Below are 18,867 nucleotides of genomic sequence, written 5' to 3'. Positions count from 1 at the left end.
ATGCGTAACGCCCGTGAATTCAACTTCGACGGCCTGGTAGGGCCCTCGCACAACTACGCCGGACTCTCGTTCGGCAACGTCGCCTCCTTCAACAATGTGAAGAGCGCGTCGAACCCGCGCCAGGCTGCCCTGCAGGGCCTGGCCAAGATGCGCGCCCTGGCCGCGCGCGGCTTCGCGCAGGCCGTGCTGCCCCCGCAGGCGCGCCCGAATTTCCGCCTGCTGCGCCGCATCGGTTTTTCCGGCACGGATGCGGACGTGCTGGCCCAGGCCTGGCGCGAAGCACCGGTGATCCTGGCTTGCGCCTACTCCGCTTCGCCGATGTGGACCGCGAACGCCGCCACCGTCAGCCCATCCAGCGACACCGCGGACGGCCGCGTGCATTTCACCGCCGCCAACCTGAACAACAAGCTGCACCGCGCCGAGGAACATATCCAGTCCACGCGCACCCTGCGCGCCCTGTTCGCGAACCCGGACCGCTTCGTGGTGCACGAGCCGCTGCCCTCGACCCCGGCGTTCGGCGACGAGGGCGCGGCCAACCACACGCGCTTTGCCAGCGCCCACGGCGCTCCAGGGGTCGAGTTCTTCGTCTACGGCCGCGTCGAGTTCGACCCGTCCGCGCCGAGCCCGCAGAAATACCCGGCGCGCCAGACTCTGGAGGCCTCGCAGGCGATCGCGCGCCTGCACGGCCTGGACGGCGCGCGCACCGTGTTCGCCTCGCAGAATCCGGACGTGATCGACCAGGGCGTATTCCACAACGACGTGATCGCGGTCGGCAACGGCAACGTGCTGTTCTACCACGAGCAGGCCTTTCTCGATGAGACCGCGACCCTGGACGCGCTGCGCCGCGCGATGGCCGGCGTCGGTGCCGACCTGCGGGCGGTGCGCGTCGATACCGGCATGGTGCCGGTCGCCGATGCGGTGGCCAGCTACCTGTTCAACAGCCAGCTCCTGTCCAAGCCGGACGGCGGCATGGCGCTGGTCGTGCCGCACGAATGCCGTGAGAACGCCGCGGTGGCGCGCTACCTCGAGGCCCTCGTGAATGCGGGTGGCCCGATCGACGAGCTGATCGAGTTCGACCTGCGCCAGAGCATGCGCAACGGCGGTGGCCCGGCCTGCCTGCGCCTGCGCGTGGCGCTGACCGATGACGAGGCGGCTGCGATGCACCAGGGTGTGATCATGACCGAGGAGCTGTACGCGAAGCTGGTGCCCTGGGTCGAGCGCCACTACCGCGACCGCGTCGAGCCGAAGGACCTGGCCGACCCGCAGCTGGCGATCGAATGCGCCAGCGCGCTGGAAGAGCTGGAACGCCTGCTCGGCCTGCCCGGATTGTATGACCTGACGTGAACCCAAAAATGTTCTAATAGCGAATCAGCTTTCGGGATAAGAAAGCAAGAATCTGGATGGGACAACCCCGTCCGTATAAAGCCAGTGGACGCGTGGCCACAAGCCGTGGCGGACCTGGCATAACACTCAGCTTTGGAGAAGCAAATGAATAAAGACATGCCTGCCGACCTGCGTACCCGTACGCTCGCCCTGGTCAATGAGAACAAGCCTGCCGAGCAGGTGGGTGCCCTGATCGGCGCCTGGCTCGGTTCCCTCGACGACGAGGACCTGGCCGGTGTTTCGCCGGACAGCCTGGCGGCGATCCTGCAGGACGGTTTCGCCCAGACCGCGCAGCGTGGCGCGCCGGGCTGCCAGATCGCGCAGATGCGCTACACCGACGGGCGCTGCGGCATGTCGACCGCCCTCCTGATCCTGAACGAAGACATGCCCTACCTGGTCGACTCCTTCGTGATGGCGCTGCGCCGCCAGCGCGTGGTCGCCTCGGGCGTGATGAACGCCGTGCTGCCGGTACGCCGCGACGCCAACGGCACCGTAACCGCGGTCGGCGAAGCCGGCGCTCCGCTGGAATCGTACGTGCTTTGCCTGCTGGCCGAAGACCTGCCCCAGGACGAACTGAACGCGCTGGTCGAGCGCCTGCAGATGGTGGCGCGCGACGCCGCCGTCGTGCACCGCGACGCCGTCGCCATGGGTGACCGCATGAGCGCGGTCGCCGCCGCGGCCGCCGCGCAAGGCACCCCGGATGGCCAGGAAGTCGCCGCCTTCCTCGAGTGGGCCAGGAACGAAGGCTTCGAGCCCTTCGGCTACGCCTATTACTTCGTCAAGCCGGGCGTGCGCGAACTGGAGCGCGACATCCCGAGCCGCATCGGCGTGCTGCAGGACACCTCGCACCCGGTGTACGCGACCAGCATCCGGAACATCCCGGGCGACTTCGAGATCCTCTCCAAGCGCGAAGACACCCTGTCGATCGTGAAGGCCGACGTGGCCGGCACCCTGCACCGCGACCAGCCGCTCGACTTCATCGGCGTGCGCGCCACCGATGCCCAGGGCAACACCATCGGCGAACACTGCTTCATCGGCCTGTTCACCCGCGCCGCCACCTCGACCCCGCTGGCGCGCCTGCCGTTCGCGCGCGGCCGCGTGGCCAAGGTGCTCGGCATCGCCGGCGTGCGCCAGGAAGGCTTCCGCGCCGAGAAGTTCCTGGAAATCCTGGAGTCGCTGCCGCGCACCGAGGCGCTGGAAGCCGATCCGGAATGGCTGGCCCAGGTCTGCAGCGCCGTGGTCTCGCTGTACAAGCAGCCGCGCGCCAAGGTGTTCGCCCGCCGCGACGTCTACAACCGCCACCTGAACGTGCTGGTCTACCTGCCGCGCGAGCGCTACAGCGCCGCCGTGGTGGCCACCCTGGCCCAGGCCCTGAAGGACAGCTCGGGCGCGAGCGACGTGCGGACCCAGACCCTGGTCGCCGACGGCCCGCTGGCCCGCGTCTACCTGATTGCCCAGGCCGCGCGCTATCCGCTCGACCTGGAAGCCGACATCCAGAAGCCGCTGCTGTCGGTGCTGGACGGCTGGCATGACCGCTACACCCTGCTGACCGAGGACATCGAAGACGTCCCGACCCGCAATGCGCTGCGCAAGCTGATGCCGACCCTGCCGGTCAACTACGTGGCCGCGACCGATCCGGAAGTCGCCTTCCGCGACCTGTGCGCGCTGCTGAACAACGGCAAGCCTGACCACGTGTCGGTGCGCATCGAAAACGCCGCAGCAGCCGAAGGCATGGGAAATGCGTCGATCCGCCTGTACTCGACCGGCAACGTGCCGTCGCTGTCGCGCATCCTGCCGGCCCTGCAGAACGCCGGCGTGGCGATCGACCGCGAGCAGGCCTTCGCGATCACCACCAACGACGGTACCCGCCACTTCGTGACCAGCCTGATCGTCGATGCCGAGAGCGGCGCCAAGCTGGCCAAGCCGGGCATCGCCGAGGTGGCCGAAGAGCTGTTCGCCGCCCTGTTCAACGACGAAGCCGAGGACGGCCGCCTGAACGGCCTGAGCATCGAAGGCGGGCTCTCCACGCGCGAAGTGCAGCTGGTGCGCGCCTACATCAGCTACTGGCGCCAGGCCGGCAGCAAGTTCTCGACCCGCTACATGGCCGAAACCCTGCGCCTGCGCGCCGGCCTGGTGCGCGAACTGGTGGAAGGCTTCAAGCTGCGCTTCGATCCGGCGCTGGGCGAAGACGAGCGCGCTTCCGGCAACGCCAAGCTGGCCGAGCTGAAGGCCAGCCTGGCCCAGGTCAACCACGCCGACACTGAGGAAATCATGGCCGCCCTGGTCGACCTGGTGATGGCGACGGTGCGCACCAACTACTTCCAGAGCGAGGGCGAGAAGATCATCTTCAAGTTCGACACCAGCAGCCTGGCGCTGGTGCCGGAACCGCGTCCGTTCCGCGAAATCTACGTGTTCTCGCGCCGCTTCGAGGGCGTGCACCTGCGCGGCGGTCCGGTCGCCCGCGGCGGCCTGCGCTGGTCCGACCGCATGGAAGACTACCGCACCGAAGTGCTGGGCCTGGTAAAGGCGCAGATGGTCAAGAACGCCGTGATCGTGCCGGCCGGCTCGAAGGGCGGCTTCGTCTGCAAGCAGATGCCGAAGGACGCCGCACGTGAGGTGGTGGCGGCCGAGGGCGAGGCAGTCTACCGCCTGTTCATCGCCAGCCTGCTGGAAGTGACCGACAACCGCGTGCAAGGCGCAATCGTCGCGCCGTCGAACACGGTCCGCTACGACCAGGACGACCCCTACCTGGTGGTCGCCGCCGACAAGGGCACCGCGACCTTCTCCGACATCGCCAACAGCATCGCGGTCTCGCGCGGCTTCTGGCTGGGCGACGCCTTCGCCTCGGGCGGCTCGAACGGCTACGACCACAAGAAGATGGGCATCACCGCGAAGGGCGCCTTCGAAGCCGTCAAGCGCCACTTCTACGAGATGGGCCACGACATGAACACCACCCCGATCACCATGGTCGGCGTGGGCGACATGTCGGGCGACGTGTTCGGCAACGGCGTGCTGCTGTCGCGCCAGTTGAAACTGGTGGCCGCCTTCGACCACCGCCACATCTTCCTCGACCCGGCGCCGGACGTCAGCGTCTCGTTCAACGAGCGCCAGCGCATGTTCGCGCTGCCCCGTTCGTCGTGGGAGGACTATAACAAGGAGCTGATCTCGGCAGGCGGCGGCGTGTTCCCGCGCAGCGCCCGCCACATCGAGCTGTCGCCGCAGGTGCGCGCCGCGCTCGGCATCGAAGAGACCAGCCTCACGCCGGAAGAGCTGATGCACCGCATCCTGCTGGCGCCGGTCGACCTGTTCTACAACGGCGGCATCGGCACCTACATCAAGGCCTCGACCGAGACCCACGCCCAGGTGAAGGACCGCGCCAACGACAACATCCGCGTCAACGGCAGCGAACTGCGCTGCAAGGTGGTGGCCGAAGGCGGCAACCTGGGCGCGACCCAGGCCGGCCGGATCGAGTTCGCGCTGGCCGGCGGCCGCATCTTCACCGATGCGATCGATAACTCGGCCGGCGTCGACTGCTCCGACCACGAAGTCAACGTCAAGATCTGGCTGGATACCGAAGTCAATGCCGGCCAGCTGGGCGAAGCCGACCGTAACCGCATTTTGAACGAAATGACCGGCGAGATCGAGAAACTGGTCCTGCGCGACAACACCCTGCAGACCCACCTGCTGGTGCGCGAAGCCCAGGCGCAATCGAACAGCGCCGTGGTGGACGGCTATGCCGCCCTGATCACCAGCCTGGAAGGCGAGGGCGCGGTCTCGCGCGAACTGGAGCAGCTGCCGCTTGATTCCGAGCTGCAGCGCCGCAAGGCACTCGGCCTGGGCCTGACCACGCCGGAACTGGCGGTGGTCATCGCCAACGTCAAGAACCGCTTCAAGCGCATCCTGGCGGCGCTGCCGCTGACCGAGCTGCCGTGGGCCGAGACCGTGCTGCGTCCTTACTTCCCGCAGCAGCTGGTCGCCACCCGCGATCCGCTGGCGCACCCGCTGGCCAACGCCATCCTGGCGACCGTGCTGGCCAACGAGTCGGTCAACCGCTGCGGTCCGCTGATGCTGCGTGACCTGGCCCTGGAACACCGCATCGACGACGCCGAAGTGGTCAAGGCATGGGGCCAGGCCTGGTCGGCCCTGCACCTGGCGCCGGTGTTCGAGGCGCTCGACGCCGATGCCCTGAAGGTGCCGCGCGACGTCTCGCAGACGGTCGATGCGCGCACCCGCGTGATGCTGCGCACCGTGATCGAAGGCGTGCTGTCGCTGCCGGCGGAACAGGACGGCGCCGGCGGCATGGCCGAGCTGTCGAACCTGTTCGCGCAGCCGGAGCAGCTGCGCCAGCTGATGCCGGCCAAGATGGATGCCGATGCCCACGCCGGCCTGCCGCACTCCTTCGTCCAGGCATGGAAGGCGGTCGACACGGTCGAATCGCTGGCGGCCTTCCTGTTCGCCGCGGTGTCGGTGCAGCGCCCAAGCGGCATGTCGCTGGCCGAGTTCCTGCGGGTCGGCATGGTGCTGCGTTCGGCCTCCGGCATCGACGCGCTGGAGCGCGGCCTGAAGCTGCCGGCCACCAGCAAGTCGCAGGAACAGCTGCGCAACTACGCGATGCAGGCCCTGCGCCGCACCCAGCAGCGCCTGCTGCTGACCGTGCTGGAGCGGACCAAGCAGACCGGCGACATGCAGGCCGCGGTGCAGGAAATCACCAGCGCCATGGGCCTGACGGGCTTCGCCCAGCCGATCGATCTCGAACAGGCGATGCTGAACGTCTGGTCGCTGTCGGAAGGTTCGAGCCCGGAACGCCTGGCGGCTTAAGGCAAGGCGATGAGCGCAGCTTCCTTTGACGCGCTGCCGGAATCGGTACGGGCCCTGGCCCAGGCCGATTTCGGCCAGGTGGCCGGCCTGTTCCGCGACGCCGGCTTCAGCGTCGGCCTGCCCGCCAAGGGTGTGCTGACCGTGAAAGCCGCGGTTCCGGCCGATTCGGCCGACGCAGCGCAGGATGGAAGGCGTCCGAGCGTGCTGCTGTCGGTGGGCGTGCACGGCGACGAGACCGGGCCGATCGAGATGGTCGCGCACACGGTCGAGGCGCTGTCGCGCGCTCCGCATGCGCTGAAGGTGGACCTGATGCTGTGCGTCGGGAACATCGATGCGATCGCAAGCGGCAAGCGCTTCATCGACGCCGACCTGAATCGCATGTTCCGCCTCGATCGCGGCGACCTCGCCGGCAGCTTCGAGGCGGGCCGGGCGGACACGCTGATCGCGGCGACGCGTGCATTCTTCGACGGCGCCGGCCCGCAACGCTGGCACCTCGACCTGCACACGGCGATCCGCGCGTCGCGCTATCCGAAGTTCGCGATCGTGCCGGAGCTGATCGAGGAAGCTGCACGCCGCCGCTTGATCGAATGGCTGGGGCAGGGCGGCATCGAGGCGGTCATCATGAACCCGAAGTCGGCCGGCACCTATTCGTACTGGACGGCGGAGCAGCATGGCGCCGCCGCCAGCACGGTGGAGCTGGGCCGCATCGGCACGCTGGGGCAGAACGACCTGTCGCAGTTTGCCGCGATGAGCGCAGCCCTGCACGCGCTGCTGCGCGGCGCGCCCGCGCCGTCCGGGCAGGCGCCGCTGGTGTTCGACACCGCGCAGTCGATCACCAAGCTGTCCGATGCTTTTTCGATGAGCTTCGGGCGCGACACCGAGAACTTCACGCCCCTGAAGCAGGGTGCCGTGATCGCCACCGACGGCGACACCGTCTATACCGTCAGGCACGACGAGGAATTCGTCGTGTTCCCGAACCCGGACGTGCGCGTCGGACTGCGCGCCGGGATCATGGTCGTCCGCAAGGATTGATCATCGGCTGCGGCCATCCCCGGCCGCAGCTTTCCTTCCACTCCGCTATTTTTGCTTCGCAGTCACAAATAGCAGCATTCAATCGTGCGCGCTAGACTAGCCGTTTTGACCGAACGGGAGTGTTTACATGAGCATGCTGTTTTCTCCGATCAAGCTGGGCCCGCTCGAGCTGGCCAACCGCATCGCCATCGCGCCGATGTGCCAGTACTCGGCCGAGGAAGGGATGCCGACCGACTGGCACATGATCCACCTGGGCCACCTGGCGCTGTCCGGAGCCGGCCTGTTGATCATCGAAGCGACCGCGGTGACGGCGGAGGGACGGATCTCGCCCGACGACCTGGGCCTGTGGTCCGACGAGCATGCGGCGGAGCTGGAGCCGATCGTCAATGCCATGCGCAAGCACTCGCCGATCAAGATCGCGATCCAGCTCGGCCATGCCGGACGCAAGGCGTCCAGCGAAGTGCCGTGGCAGGGCGGCGCCAACATTCCACCGGATCATCAGCGCGGCTGGCAGACCGTCGCCCCGTCCGCCGTGCCGCATGCGGAAGGCGAAACGGTGCCGCTGGCGCTCGATGCCGCCGGCCTGCAGCGCGTGAAGGAGGGCTTCGCCGCCGCGGCGCGCCGCGCCGACGCCCTCGGCCTGGATGCGATCGAGATCCACGGCGCGCACGGCTACCTGCTGCACCAGTTTCTGTCGCCGCTGTCGAACCGACGTACCGACGAATACGGCGGCTCGCTCGAGAACCGCATGCGCTTCCCATTGGAGGTGTTCGATGCGATCCGCGCCGCGGTCTCGCCGGAAATGGTGGTCGGAATGCGGGTCTCGGCCACCGACTGGGTCGAGGGCGGCTGGGACCTGGAGCAGAGCCTGGTCCTGACCGGCGAGCTGGAACGGCGCGGCTGCCAGTTCATCCACGTCTCGAGCGGTGGCCTGTCGCCCCTGCAGAAGATCCCGGTCGGACCTGGCTACCAGATCGAGTTCGCGGCCCGCATCAAGCAGCAGACCAGCATGCCGGTCATCGGCGTGGGCTTGATCACGGAGGCCAAGCAGGCCGAGACCATCGTCCAGACCGGCCAGGCCGACATGGTGGCGCTGGCGCGCGCGATGCTGTACGACCCGCGCTGGCCATGGCATGCGGCGGCTATACTGGGCGCCAGCGTGAGCGCGCCGCCGCAGTACTGGCGCTCGCAGCCGCACGAGTACAAGAACCTGTTCGGCGATACCCGCCTGGGCCAGCGCTGATCCGGCCCAGCCGCCATTCGTTCCGCATTTCCTGCAGTTTGTCGCATGGGCCGGGCCGGCCAGGCGCCCCCTTGTTAGAGTGAATCATCTCAAACAGAAAGGCCTCCCATGCGTACCCTGCTTGCCATCGCCTGCCTCGCCGCCCTCGGCGGCTGCGCCATCGTGGTCGCCCCTGGCGCCGACGGCGACTACCAGGTCCGGACTCCGTTCAATAGTAATACGGTCGACGGCGACGGCATCGCCGGCCGTGACCAGCGCGCGGTCGGCACCGTGAACGGCCTGGACGTGAATGGCGCGATCGTGGTCGACGTGCGGGTCGGCCCGGCCACCTCGCTGGTGGTGGAAGCCGACGGCAACCTGCTGCCGCTGATCCGCACCGACGTGCGCGGCGACACCCTGAACATCTATGCCGAGCGCTCCTACCGCAGCCGCAATCCGGTGCACGTGATCTACACGGTGCCGCGCCTGACCGACCTGCGCCAGAACGGCTCCGGCCGCATCACGGTGCAGGGCCTGTCGGGCGCGCCGCTGACCCTGCGCCGCAACGGTTCGGGTTCGGTGTCGCTGTCCGGCCAGGTAGGCAGCCTCGAAGCCGACAGCAACGGCTCCGGCAGCGTCGATGCCGCCCAGCTGAAAAGCGCCAGCGCCAGGCTGTCGCTGACCGGCTCCGGCCGCCTGGAAGTCGGCCAGGTGCGCGGCGACTACGCGATCGTCAACCTGAACGGCTCGGGTCAGCTGCGCGGCGGCGGCGCCGTGCGTTCGCTGACGGCGCGTGCGAACGGCACCGGCCACCTCGACTTGGCGCAGCTGTCCAGCGACCAGGCGGACCTGTCGTCCTCGGGCTCGGGCGGCATCACCGCCAACGTCCGCCAGTCGCTGATCGCGCAGAACGGCGGCTCGGGCGGCATCCGCGTGCTCGGCAATCCGGGGCAGCGTTCGGTGAGCGGCAATCACATCCAGATGCTGAATTGATGTGCGTGGGCATGTGGTGCCTACGCCGGCCGCGCCCACACTACGGCATGCTGTACGTGTAGGGTGGGCTCCCCGAGCCCACGCCTGACGTATTACAGCAGGTGATCCAGCAACTCCGGCCCGAACACCTCGCGGTGCAGGCGCGCTGCCGGCACGCCGTGGTTCAGGAGGGACACCCACTGTGCCTGCATGAATTTATGCGGACCGCACAGGTACACATCCGCTTCCTCGAATGCCCAGGAGGGCAGCACGGCGACGTTCATCCGGCCCTCGATCGCATCCTGTGCGTCTCCCAGCTCTTCGTAAAAGTTCACGACCGTCAGGTTCGGCATCACGGCCTTGAGCGCTTCCACTTCGGCGCCCAGGGCGTGGTGGGCGGCACCGCGCGCCGCATGGGCAAAGACCACGCGGCGTTGCGGCTGGACCTGGGCGATGCGTTTGACGGACGACACCATCGGCGTGATGCCGACGCCGGCCGACAGCAGCACGATCGGCTGTTCGGATTCGGTGTCCGGCGTGAATTCGCCGAAGGGATGCGAGACCTGCAGGATCGAGCCTACCGCTACGTTCGCGTGCAGCCAGTTCGAGACCATGCCGGCCGGGATAGCCTCGGCACCATCCTGTTCCGCATCCTGGCGCTTGACGGAGATGCGCATGCTGCCCAGGCCCGGCGTATCGGACAGGCTGTACTGGCGCTGCTGGTGGCGGCCGTCCGGCAGGTCGACCGCGACGCTGACGTACTGGCCCGGCTGGAACAGGGGCAGCGGCTTGTCGTCGACGGGGGCGAAGCGGATCGAGATCACGTTCTCGCTCTCGCGGGTCACGTCAAGCACGCGCATCGGATGGGTCTCGCCCGGCGCGATGCCGGCGGTGCTGTACATGTCCGCCTCGGTGGCGATCAGGAGATTGGCCAGGGAAGTATAGGCTTCCTTCCAGGCGTCCAGCAGCGGCTGCGTGGCGGCGTCGCCCAGCGTCGCTGCGATGGCGCCGAGCAGGTGGTGGCCGACGATCGGATAGTGCTCGGCGCGGATGCCGACCGAGACATGCTTGTGGACGATGCGTTTGACCACGGGACCGAGCGCTTCCGGCGTGCCGATGTTGGCCGCGTAGGCGAACACGGCCGACGCCAGCGATTGCTGCTGGGCGCCGTTGGCCTGGTTACCCATGTTGAACAGGCGTGTCAGCTCAGGGTGCGCCTTGAACATGTTCGCGTAAAACAGCTTCGTGATGGTCAGGCCGTGTTGGCGCAGGACCGGCACGCTGGCGTCGATGTAGGGGCGGGAAGCGTCGGAGATCATGATTCTTTCCTTATTGATGCATTTAAAATGCAGATTTAACGTTCAAAAAAAAGTCCGTCACGGACATACTTAAAATTAGTACTTACTTACTCCACGGCAGCGGGCGCGCCGCTCCAGAACATCCGGTGCATGCGCACGACCTGCTCGCCGGTGGCGCCGGCAGTCGCCTGGGCCAGCGTGTAGCGGTCCATCGCCTCGTAGAAGGCGCGCATGCCGGCGCGCAGCATGCCGCGCAGCTGGCAGTCGAGCTTGAGGGCGCAGTTCGTGCCCTCGCAATCGACCAGCTCGTCTTCTTCGCCTTCCAGCTTGCGCAGCACCTGGCCGATGGTGAGCGTGGCCGGATCGGCCGCCAGGCGCAGGCCGCCGTTGCGTCCGCGCGTCGCCGTGATCCAGCCCAGCTTGGCCAGTTGCCCGACCACTTTTACCAAGTGGTTCAGCGGAATGTCGAACTGCTTGCCGATCTCGGCCACCGTCACCGGGTGCGGACGTTCGCCGGCCTGCTCCAGGTAGATGAGCACGCGCAAGCCAATATCGGAGAAGCGGGTAAGGCGCATCGTTCGGTCTTCGTTGTAACGGGGGTATTTTATCTAAACCTGCATTGAAAATGCAGGTTTAAAGAAATTATTTTTTCCGGGCATTGAAAATTGTTATCTATAAGCGGCCCGCAACTGGCCCTATAATCGCAAACTTTGGAAGTGCGACCAGAGGACACGCTGTGAACCAGACATTGGGCCAAAAGCTCTTTAGAACCAAGACGTCCGAGCGCAAGCTCGACGATGGCTCCGCCCACGGCGGAGGCCTCGGCCGCACCCTCGGCCTGTTCCCCTTGACCATGATCGGCGTCGGCGCCACGATCGGCACCGGCATCTTCTTCACGATGGTCGAAGCGGTGCCGAAGGCCGGCCCGGCGGTCGTGCTGTCGTTCCTGTTAGCCGCAATTACTGCCGGCCTGACTGCGCTGTGCTATGCCGAACTGGCCGACCGCGTGCCGGCTTCCGGCTCGTCGTATTCCTTCGCCTACGCCACCGTGGGCGAGTTCGGGGCCTTCATCGTCGCCGCCTGCCTGCTGCTGGAATACGGCCTGGCCGCCAGCGCCACCGCGATCGGCTGGTCCGACTACCTGAACAACTTCCTGCAGAACGCGATCGGCTGGCAGATTCCGGATGCGCTGCGCTCGCCGATGATCGTCTCGGGCAAGAACGGCATCGAATTCCACGCCGGGCACATGAACCTGCCGCCGATCCTGCTGGTGGTGCTGTGCTGCCTCCTCCTGATCCGCGGTACCAAAGAGTCGGCGACCACCAACGCCATCATGGTCTGCATCAAGCTGGCGATCCTGGTGTTCTTCGCGGCGATCGCCCTGACCGGTTTCGACATCAACAATTTCCACCCCTTCTTCTCCAGCGCGAACAGCCACAGCGCGGGCGGCATGGCCGGCGTGACGGCGGCCGCCGGCACCGTGTTCTTCTCCTTCATCGGCATCGACACCATCGCCACCGCCGGCGAGGAAACCCGCAACCCGACCCGCGACGTGCCGCTCGGGATCCTGGCGGCCCTGGTCATCGTGACCGTGTTCTACATGCTGGTGGCGATCGCCGCGATGGGCGCCCAGCCGGCCCACCTGTTCGAGGGCCAGGAGGCAGGCCTCGCCGTGATCCTGCAGAACGTCACCGGCAAGGCCTGGCCGGCGCTGGTGCTGTCGGCCGGCGCCGTCATTTCCGTGTTCTCGGTGACCCTGGTAACGATCTACGGCCAGACCCGCATCCTGTACGCGATCTCGCGCGACGGCCTGATCCCGAAGACCTTCCAGCACGTGAACCCGCGCACCCAGTCGCCGGTGGCGAATACCGTGATCGTGTCGGTCGTGGTGGGCATGGTGGCCGGCCTGGTCGACGCCACCTTCCTGTGGGACATGGTGAGCATGGGCACCCTGGTCGCCTTCATCGTGGTCTCGGTTGCGGTGCCGGTGATCCGCCGCAAGCAGGACGGAAAAGCTGACAGCAGCGGCCGCAAAGGGGAAACCAGGCGGGGTTTCCGCGTGCCGTTCGGCCCCTACCTGGTGCCGGGCCTGTCGATCCTGGCCTGCCTCTACCTGGTGTTCGGCCTGTCGCCGGTCACTTACACCGTGTTCACGGTATGGATGACGGTGGCGATCCTGACCTATTTCGTGTATGGCATTCGCAACAGCCGTTTGAACAAGGCGGGGACGCAGCAGACGGAGCTGACGCACTGAGGCGCAGCGCCAGATGAACGAAGGGCCGGTTCGCACCGGCCCTTTTTTTACGTCACCGCCACGGCATCACTTCTGCATCCGGTAACGCTCCAGCCAGTGCGCATACGGCGCCGGCAGCACCCAGGTCGGGCGCTCGACGCCGAGTTCCTGCGCGGCCTGCAGCGGGTAGTGCGGATCGGCCAGGTGGGCGCGGCCGACCATCACCAGGTCGAGCTGGCCGTCCGCCACCGCGCGTTCGGCCAGCTGCGGGCCGTCGAAGCCCCAGGCCGAAGCGACCGGCAGGCCGGCTTCGCGGCGCACGCGTTCGGCCACCGGTCCGAGGAAGGCCGGACCCCAGGGGATGTTGACGTCGGCGATGGTGAAGCCGACGCTCACGCTCAGCATGTCCAGGCCGCGCGCGCGCATCATGCGCGCGAGTTCGATCGACTCATCCAGGGTCTGCTCGTCCTTGCCGTCGTACTCGATGACGCCGAAGCGCGCGGTCAGCGGCAGGTTTTGCGGCCAGACTTCGCGCACCGCCTCCAGGGTCTCCAGCAGGAAGCGGCTGCGGCCGGCGAAATCGCCGCCGTACTGGTCGCTACGCTTGTTGGAATGCGCAGAGAAGAAGCTCTGGCCGAGGTAGCCGTGGGCGAAGTGCAGTTCCAGCCACTCGAAGCCGGCGTCGCGCGCGCGCTTGGCCGCGGCCACGAAATCGGCCTTGACGCGGGCGATGTCGGAAAGCGTCATTTCCTTCGGCACCTTCGGCAGGCCACCGCCGAACGCGATCGCCGACGGCGCGATGGTGTCCCAGCCGCCAGGGGCATCCGAGGGAATGTGATCGTCGCCTTCCCATGGGCGGTTGGCGCTGGCCTTGCGGCCGGCGTGGCCGATCTGGATGCCGGCGACGGCGCCGGCGGACTTGATGCTGGCCGCAATGCGAGCCATGCCTTCCATCTGGGCGTCGTTCCACAGGCCGGTGCAGCCCGGCGTGATGCGGCCTTCCGGCGACACCGCGGTCGCCTCGACGATCACCAGGCCGGCGCCGCCGCGCGCGATGCTCGCATAGTGGCTCAGGTGCCAGTCATTGGTGACACCGTCGACGGCGCTGTACTGGCACATCGGCGGCACCGCGATGCGGTTGCGCAGGGTGAGATCTTTGAGGGTAAAGGGAGTAAATAAGGCTGACATGTGTTCCGTGATTGATGGTCTGGCCACGATCCATGCCGTGGCGGGGGACAAGGATATCCCTCACAAGAGCCTAAGCCTTGGCGCTCATAATGTAAACTAATGCGAACTTATACTATCCATAAAAATTGCTTATGTTAAACCCGCAATGGCTGCGCAGCTTCGCTACCCTGGCCGAGACCGGCAGCTTTACGCGCACGGCCGCACGCCTCGGCTTGACGCAGGCGGCGGTCAGCCAGCACGTCAGCCACCTCGAGGATGCGCTCGGGCCGCTCCTGGTGCGCCGCCCGCGCCAGATCGAACTGACGCCGGCGGGCCGGGCGCTGCTCGACTATTGCGCGGAGCTCGAGCAGGCCGACAAGCGCCTGCAATCCCGCCTCACCGATGCCCAGGCCGACTGCGGCGAAGTCAGCCTGGTCACCCCCGGCAGCATCGGGCTGGCGCTGTATCCGGTGCTGCTCGACTTGCAGCAGGCACACCGCGGCCTGGTGATTCGCCACCGCTTCGCGCCCGACCCGGAAGCGCGCGATGCCGTACTGAACAATACCTACGAGCTGGGCCTGGTCACGCTCAGGCCGGACGATCCGCGCCTGGCCTCCGAAGCCTTCATCGAAGAACCGCTGGAACTGCTGGTGCCGGCGGCTGCCAAGGCGGACAGCTGGGACGACCTGGCGGCATTGGGCTTCATCGACCACCCGGACGGCCAGGCGATGGCCACGCGCCTGCTCAGCCGCCAGTTTCCCGCCAACCCGGGCGTGCGCACGCTCCCCAGGCACGGCTTCGTCAATCAGATCGGCTTGATCCTGGAACCGGTGGCGCGGGGCTTCGGCTTCACCGTGCTGCCGCGCCACGCGCGCCTGGCGTTTGCGCGCCCGGATGCGATCCGGGTGATCGAGGGCTGCGCGCCTGTCGTGGACCAGCTGTGGCTGATCTACCGTGCGGAATGGCCGCTGCCGGCGCGGGCACTGCGGCTGGTCGAGCACATGCGGCGAGCCTGCCTGCAAGGGGGCGCGTAGTCGACTGGCCGCCGCTACCGGCGCCTTGCTCGGGTTGGCGCTGCGCCATGAAAAAAGCCACGCGCCTTGCGGCAGCGTGGCTTTTTCTTCGACGGGCGCCGCTGACGCCCGCCCGGGCGATCACTTCACGCGCATTTCCTTCAGCAGGTTATCCGCGTGGTCGACCTTGTCCATGTTCCACAGGATGTAGCGGATGTCGACCTGGATGTCGCGCGTGGCTTCCTTGTTGAAGTCCCAGTCCGAGATGATCGAATCCAGGGTGCCGTCGAAGGCCAGGCCGATCAGTTCGGCCTTCGCGTTCAGCGCGGCCGAACCCGAATTGCCGCCGGTGATGTCCAGCGTCGCCAGGTAGTCGACCGGCACGGTCTTCAGCTTCGGATCGGCATACTTGCCGAAGTCCTTGGCGCGGATCGCGGCCAGCTGGCGTTCCGGCGCGTTGAACTCGCCTTCGCCGGTGTGCTTGGCAAGCACGCCCTTCACGGTGGTGAAGGCGGTCCAGGAACCGGTGCCGTCGGCCCCGTAGCCACGGCCCTTGACGTTGCCGAAGGTGACGCGCAGGGTCGAGTTGGCGTCCGGGTAGACGGCTTGCCCCTTGCTGTTCATGTAGGCGATCTTGGCCTTCATGTAGCTGGCGTAGGTTTTCTGGATATTGCCACCCAGTTCTTCTTCCTCGGCTTCTTCCTTGCGGTCGGCATCGTACAGGGCGACCGCGGCCTTGATGAAGGCGTCGTTGCTGGCTTGGAACTCGGCCGGCGACTTGTCCAGCCACGCGGTGCGGAAGTCCTTGTTCTGCAGCTGCGAACCAGCGTACAGCTTGTCCAGCGCGGCCTTCAGCTCGGCGTCGCCCATGCCCGGCTTGATACCGAGGCCGTTGTCGAAGGCCAGGTTGTGCTCGTTGGCCGGCTGGGCGTTGTACTGTTTCAGGAAGTTCAGCACCAGCGCCTTGTCGACCTTCTCGTCATAGGTGCGGTCCTGGCCGGTGATGCCCGCGGTCAGGCGCGGCAGGTCGCGTTCCTGGTAGCCCGACTTGCGATCGGCGTTCGGCTTGGTGCGCTCGTTGGCCAGGCGGTACAAGGTGCGCGCCGAGTTCAGGAAGCGCGGGGTCGAGTAGCTCAGGAAGAATTCGCGCTTGACCTTGGCGTCGCGCTCGGCGATCAGCTTCTCGACGGCCTCGATGTCGGCGCCGAATTCGGCCTTGCGGGCCGGATTGGCGTTGACCCAGGCTTTCAGCGCATTGTGCTCGGCGGTCTTGCGCGCCAGGATGTCGCTGCCTTCGTAGCTGGCGATCATGCCCTTGCGGTTCTTGTAGTAGTTGTTGACGCCCGCGACCTGGCCGGCGTACTTCAGCTTGGCGGCCGGATCGTTCTTGGTCTCGCGTTCGATGATCGCCAGGGTCTCGCCCGACGCCTTCACGAAGGCCGGGTAGTTCCAGTCGAAGGTGAACGCCACTTCCGACGGCAGGCGGTGACGGTTGGTGCGGCCCGGATAGCCCAGCGCCATGATGAAGTCGCCTTCCTTCACGCCTTCCTTGGCGATCTTGAGGAAGTGCTTCGGCTGGTACGGCACGTTGTCCTTCGAGAACTCGGCGGCCTTGCCGTCGCGGCTCACGTAGGCGCGGTAGAAGCCGTAGTCGCCGGTGTGGCGCGGCCACATCCAGTTGTCGGTGTCGCCGCCGAATTTACCCACGCCCGAGGCCGGTGCGTGCACCAGGCGCACGTCGCGGATTTCCAGCTGCTTGATGCGGTAGAACTCGAGGCCGCCGTAGAAGCTCGGCACCGTGCAGCGGTAGCCGGCATCCTTCTCGCACTCGGCAACCAGCGCCTTCTGGTTCTTCTCGATCGCGTCGACGCGCGCCTTGCCGGTCAGCTTGGCGACTTCCGGGGTGATCACGCGCTGGCTGACGTTGGCCACTTCCTCGGTCACGAACACGCGGCTGCCCGGCGCGGCCGGCAGTTCCTCGTCCATGGTCTTGGCCAGGAAGCCGTCGGCCAGCAGGTCGCGCTGCGGGGTCGAGTTGATCGCCACGCTGTTGTAGACGCAGTGGTGGTTGGTGATCACCAGGCCCTGCGGCGAGACGAAGGAGGCCGAGCAGCCGCCCAGGCTCACGATCGCGCCCATCGGGAACTCGGTCAGTTTGGTCAGGGTCGCCGGGTCGAGCTTGAGGCCGGCGGCTTTCAGTTGCTTGGCTACTTGTGGCAGCTGCTGCGGCATCCACATGCCTTCATCCGCGTGTGCGGCGAAGCTGGCGAGGATGGCGAGCGAGAGAAGAGTCTTTTTCATTCGCGTCTATCGGTTGTCGGTTGTTCTCCACGGGCGCCGCAGAGCTCGCAACAGTATGCGTACGCGAAAAACCACCGTCAACCGATATTTGCCACCCTGTAATTACAGCTGGGCGCCGATGAGGTCGGCCATCTTGCCCGCCGCCTTGTCGTGCCAGGGGCGGTGCTGCCACTGCTGCAGGCTGACCGGGCGCGCATGGCGCCAGTCGTCTTCGAAAATCGCTTCCTGCTGCTTCGCGAAGTCGGCATCGAGGACGTTCAGGTTGGCTTCGTCGTTCAGGCCGAACGAGCGGTTGTCGAAGTTGGTGGAGCCCACCGATACCAGCAGCGAATCGACCACCAGCGACTTCACGTGGTACATGGTCGGCTGGAATTCGGCCATCTTGACGCCGGCCGCGAGCAGCGTGCCCCACTGGTCGCGCGAGGCGGCGCGCACGACGTCCGAATCGATGATCTTGCCGGGTGTGATGATGCGCACGTCGACCCCGCGCTTGGCCGCCGCCACCAGGGCCTTCACCGCCAGTTCGTCCGGCACGAAATACGCGTTCGACAGGTGGATAGTGTGGCGCGCGGCGGTGATCGCCAGCAGGTACATCAGGTGCATGCTCTCGCTGCCGCCGGTGATCGAGCTGGAGAACATCTGGGCCGGCGAATCGCCCTCATGCTTCAGGGCCGGGAAATACGCTTCGCCATCCAGTACGGTGCCGGTGGCCTTGGTCCAGTTGTCGTTGAACACGGCTTGCATCTGCCCGACCACCGGGCCCTCGACGCGGAAATGGGTGTCGCGCCAGTGCTCCGCGTCCTGGGCGTTGCCGCGCCATTTGTCGGCGATGCCGACCCCGCCCGTGAAGCCGATGCGGCCGTCGACGACCAGCAGCTTGCGGTGGGTGCGGTTGTTCAGCCGGGCCAGCTTCCACCACACCGGCTTGTGGTAGCGGTGCAGCTGCACGCCGGCGCGGCGCATCTGGTCCATCGAGGCATCGTCGATCTTCATGCTGCCGATCCAGTCGAGCAGGACATGCACCTTGACCCCGGCGCGCGCGCGTTCGGCGAGCGCCTCGGTGAACTCGCGGCCGATCGAACCGGACCAGTAGATATAGGTTTCGAAGGTAATGGTTTTTTCCGCCTCGCGGATCGCCTTCAGCATGGCGGGGAAGATCTGGTCGCCGTTGATCAGGGCCTCGACCTTGTTGCCTTCGACCAGCGGCGGGCCGAGCAGCACACCGAGGGAGCGGCGGAATTGCGGATCGTTGGTGTCGTACTGGCGTGTGAGCTGGGTGTCGATCTGTTTCTCGTTCGGCATGAAGTTCAGCGCCAGCAAGCCGGCCACCAAGGTCGAGATGCAGGTGATCAATGCAACGAGAGAACGTTTTATACGCATGGGCAGATTTCAGGCATAAAAAAAACCAACGCCGGAAAGCGTTGGCTT

12 protein-coding genes are annotated in these 18,867 nt (G+C 66.7%); 7 read left to right on the top strand and 5 right to left on the bottom strand.

Annotation, left to right across the window (positions count from 1 at the left end; genetic code table 11):
• The 5 genes from astB to ACI48D_RS13680 all read left to right on the top strand — a co-directional run bounded on the left by astB (position 1) and on the right by ACI48D_RS13680 (position 9,448).
• A complete protein-coding gene (gene astB / locus ACI48D_RS13700; RefSeq protein WP_435571779.1) occupies positions 1-1,344 on the top strand; it encodes an N-succinylarginine dihydrolase in 1,344 nt (447 codons plus the stop codon).
• A 144-nt stretch (positions 1,345-1,488) separates the two neighbouring features.
• Positions 1,489-6,201, top strand: coding sequence for an NAD-glutamate dehydrogenase domain-containing protein (locus ACI48D_RS13695; RefSeq protein ID WP_435571778.1), 4,713 nt, complete (start codon positions 1,489-1,491; stop codon positions 6,199-6,201).
• 9 nt (positions 6,202-6,210) lie between these two features.
• On the top strand, positions 6,211-7,233 hold the full coding sequence (locus tag ACI48D_RS13690) for a succinylglutamate desuccinylase (RefSeq protein ID WP_435571777.1): 1,023 nt from the start codon (positions 6,211-6,213) through the stop codon (positions 7,231-7,233).
• Positions 7,234-7,360: 127 nt separating this feature from the next.
• Entirely contained in the window at positions 7,361-8,476 is a 1,116-nt protein-coding gene (locus ACI48D_RS13685) for an NADH:flavin oxidoreductase/NADH oxidase (RefSeq protein WP_435571776.1), read from the top strand.
• 108 nt (positions 8,477-8,584) lie between these two features.
• Complete coding sequence (locus tag ACI48D_RS13680) at positions 8,585-9,448, top strand: head GIN domain-containing protein (protein ID WP_435571775.1); 864 nt, start codon at positions 8,585-8,587, stop codon at positions 9,446-9,448.
• Between the two features lie 92 nt (positions 9,449-9,540).
• Here the strand turns inward: ACI48D_RS13680 and ACI48D_RS13675 are convergent, their stop codons facing one another.
• Entirely contained in the window at positions 9,541-10,746 is a 1,206-nt protein-coding gene (locus ACI48D_RS13675) for a globin domain-containing protein (RefSeq protein ID WP_435571774.1), read from the bottom strand.
• A gap of 86 nt (positions 10,747-10,832) precedes the next feature.
• The gene (locus ACI48D_RS13670) at positions 10,833-11,300 is read right to left on the bottom strand and encodes an RrF2 family transcriptional regulator (protein WP_435571773.1); all 468 of its coding nucleotides are present in this window, start codon (positions 11,298-11,300) and stop codon (positions 10,833-10,835) included.
• 161 nt (positions 11,301-11,461) lie between these two features.
• Here ACI48D_RS13670 and ACI48D_RS13665 point away from each other — a divergent pair, with 161 nt between their 5' ends.
• Positions 11,462-12,979 carry an APC family permease gene (locus ACI48D_RS13665; RefSeq protein ID WP_435571772.1) on the top strand — a complete coding sequence of 506 codons (1,518 nt, stop codon included), beginning with the start codon at positions 11,462-11,464 and terminating at the stop codon, positions 12,977-12,979.
• Positions 12,980-13,045: 66 nt separating this feature from the next.
• On the opposite strand, the gene ACI48D_RS13660 is transcribed toward ACI48D_RS13665, so the two are convergent.
• Positions 13,046-14,146 (bottom strand): NADH:flavin oxidoreductase/NADH oxidase, encoded by a 1,101-nt coding sequence (locus tag ACI48D_RS13660; RefSeq protein WP_435571771.1) that lies wholly within the window; start codon positions 14,144-14,146, stop codon positions 13,046-13,048.
• A 131-nt stretch (positions 14,147-14,277) separates the two neighbouring features.
• Between ACI48D_RS13660 and ACI48D_RS13655 the strand changes: the two genes are divergently transcribed.
• A complete protein-coding gene (locus ACI48D_RS13655; protein ID WP_435571770.1) occupies positions 14,278-15,159 on the top strand; it encodes a LysR family transcriptional regulator in 882 nt (293 codons plus the stop codon).
• A gap of 120 nt (positions 15,160-15,279) precedes the next feature.
• On the opposite strand, the gene ACI48D_RS13650 is transcribed toward ACI48D_RS13655, so the two are convergent.
• Both ACI48D_RS13650 and ACI48D_RS13645 read right to left on the bottom strand, forming a co-directional pair.
• Positions 15,280-17,439 carry a S46 family peptidase gene (locus ACI48D_RS13650; RefSeq protein WP_435571769.1) on the bottom strand — a complete coding sequence of 720 codons (2,160 nt, stop codon included), beginning with the start codon at positions 17,437-17,439 and terminating at the stop codon, positions 15,280-15,282.
• Between the two features lie 102 nt (positions 17,440-17,541).
• Positions 17,542-18,819, bottom strand: coding sequence for a phospholipase D-like domain-containing protein (locus ACI48D_RS13645; protein ID WP_435571768.1), 1,278 nt, complete (start codon positions 18,817-18,819; stop codon positions 17,542-17,544).
• Between the last annotated feature and the right edge of the window lie 48 nt (positions 18,820-18,867).

Origin of the sequence: Massilia sp. LXY-6 (genome assembly GCF_051233485.1) — a bacterium.
In the GTDB taxonomy this organism is placed as follows: Bacteria; Pseudomonadota; Gammaproteobacteria; order Burkholderiales; family Burkholderiaceae_D; genus Telluria.
The sequence above is the reverse complement of the archived record's forward strand: the minus strand, read 5'-3'. Positions and strand labels throughout refer to the sequence as shown.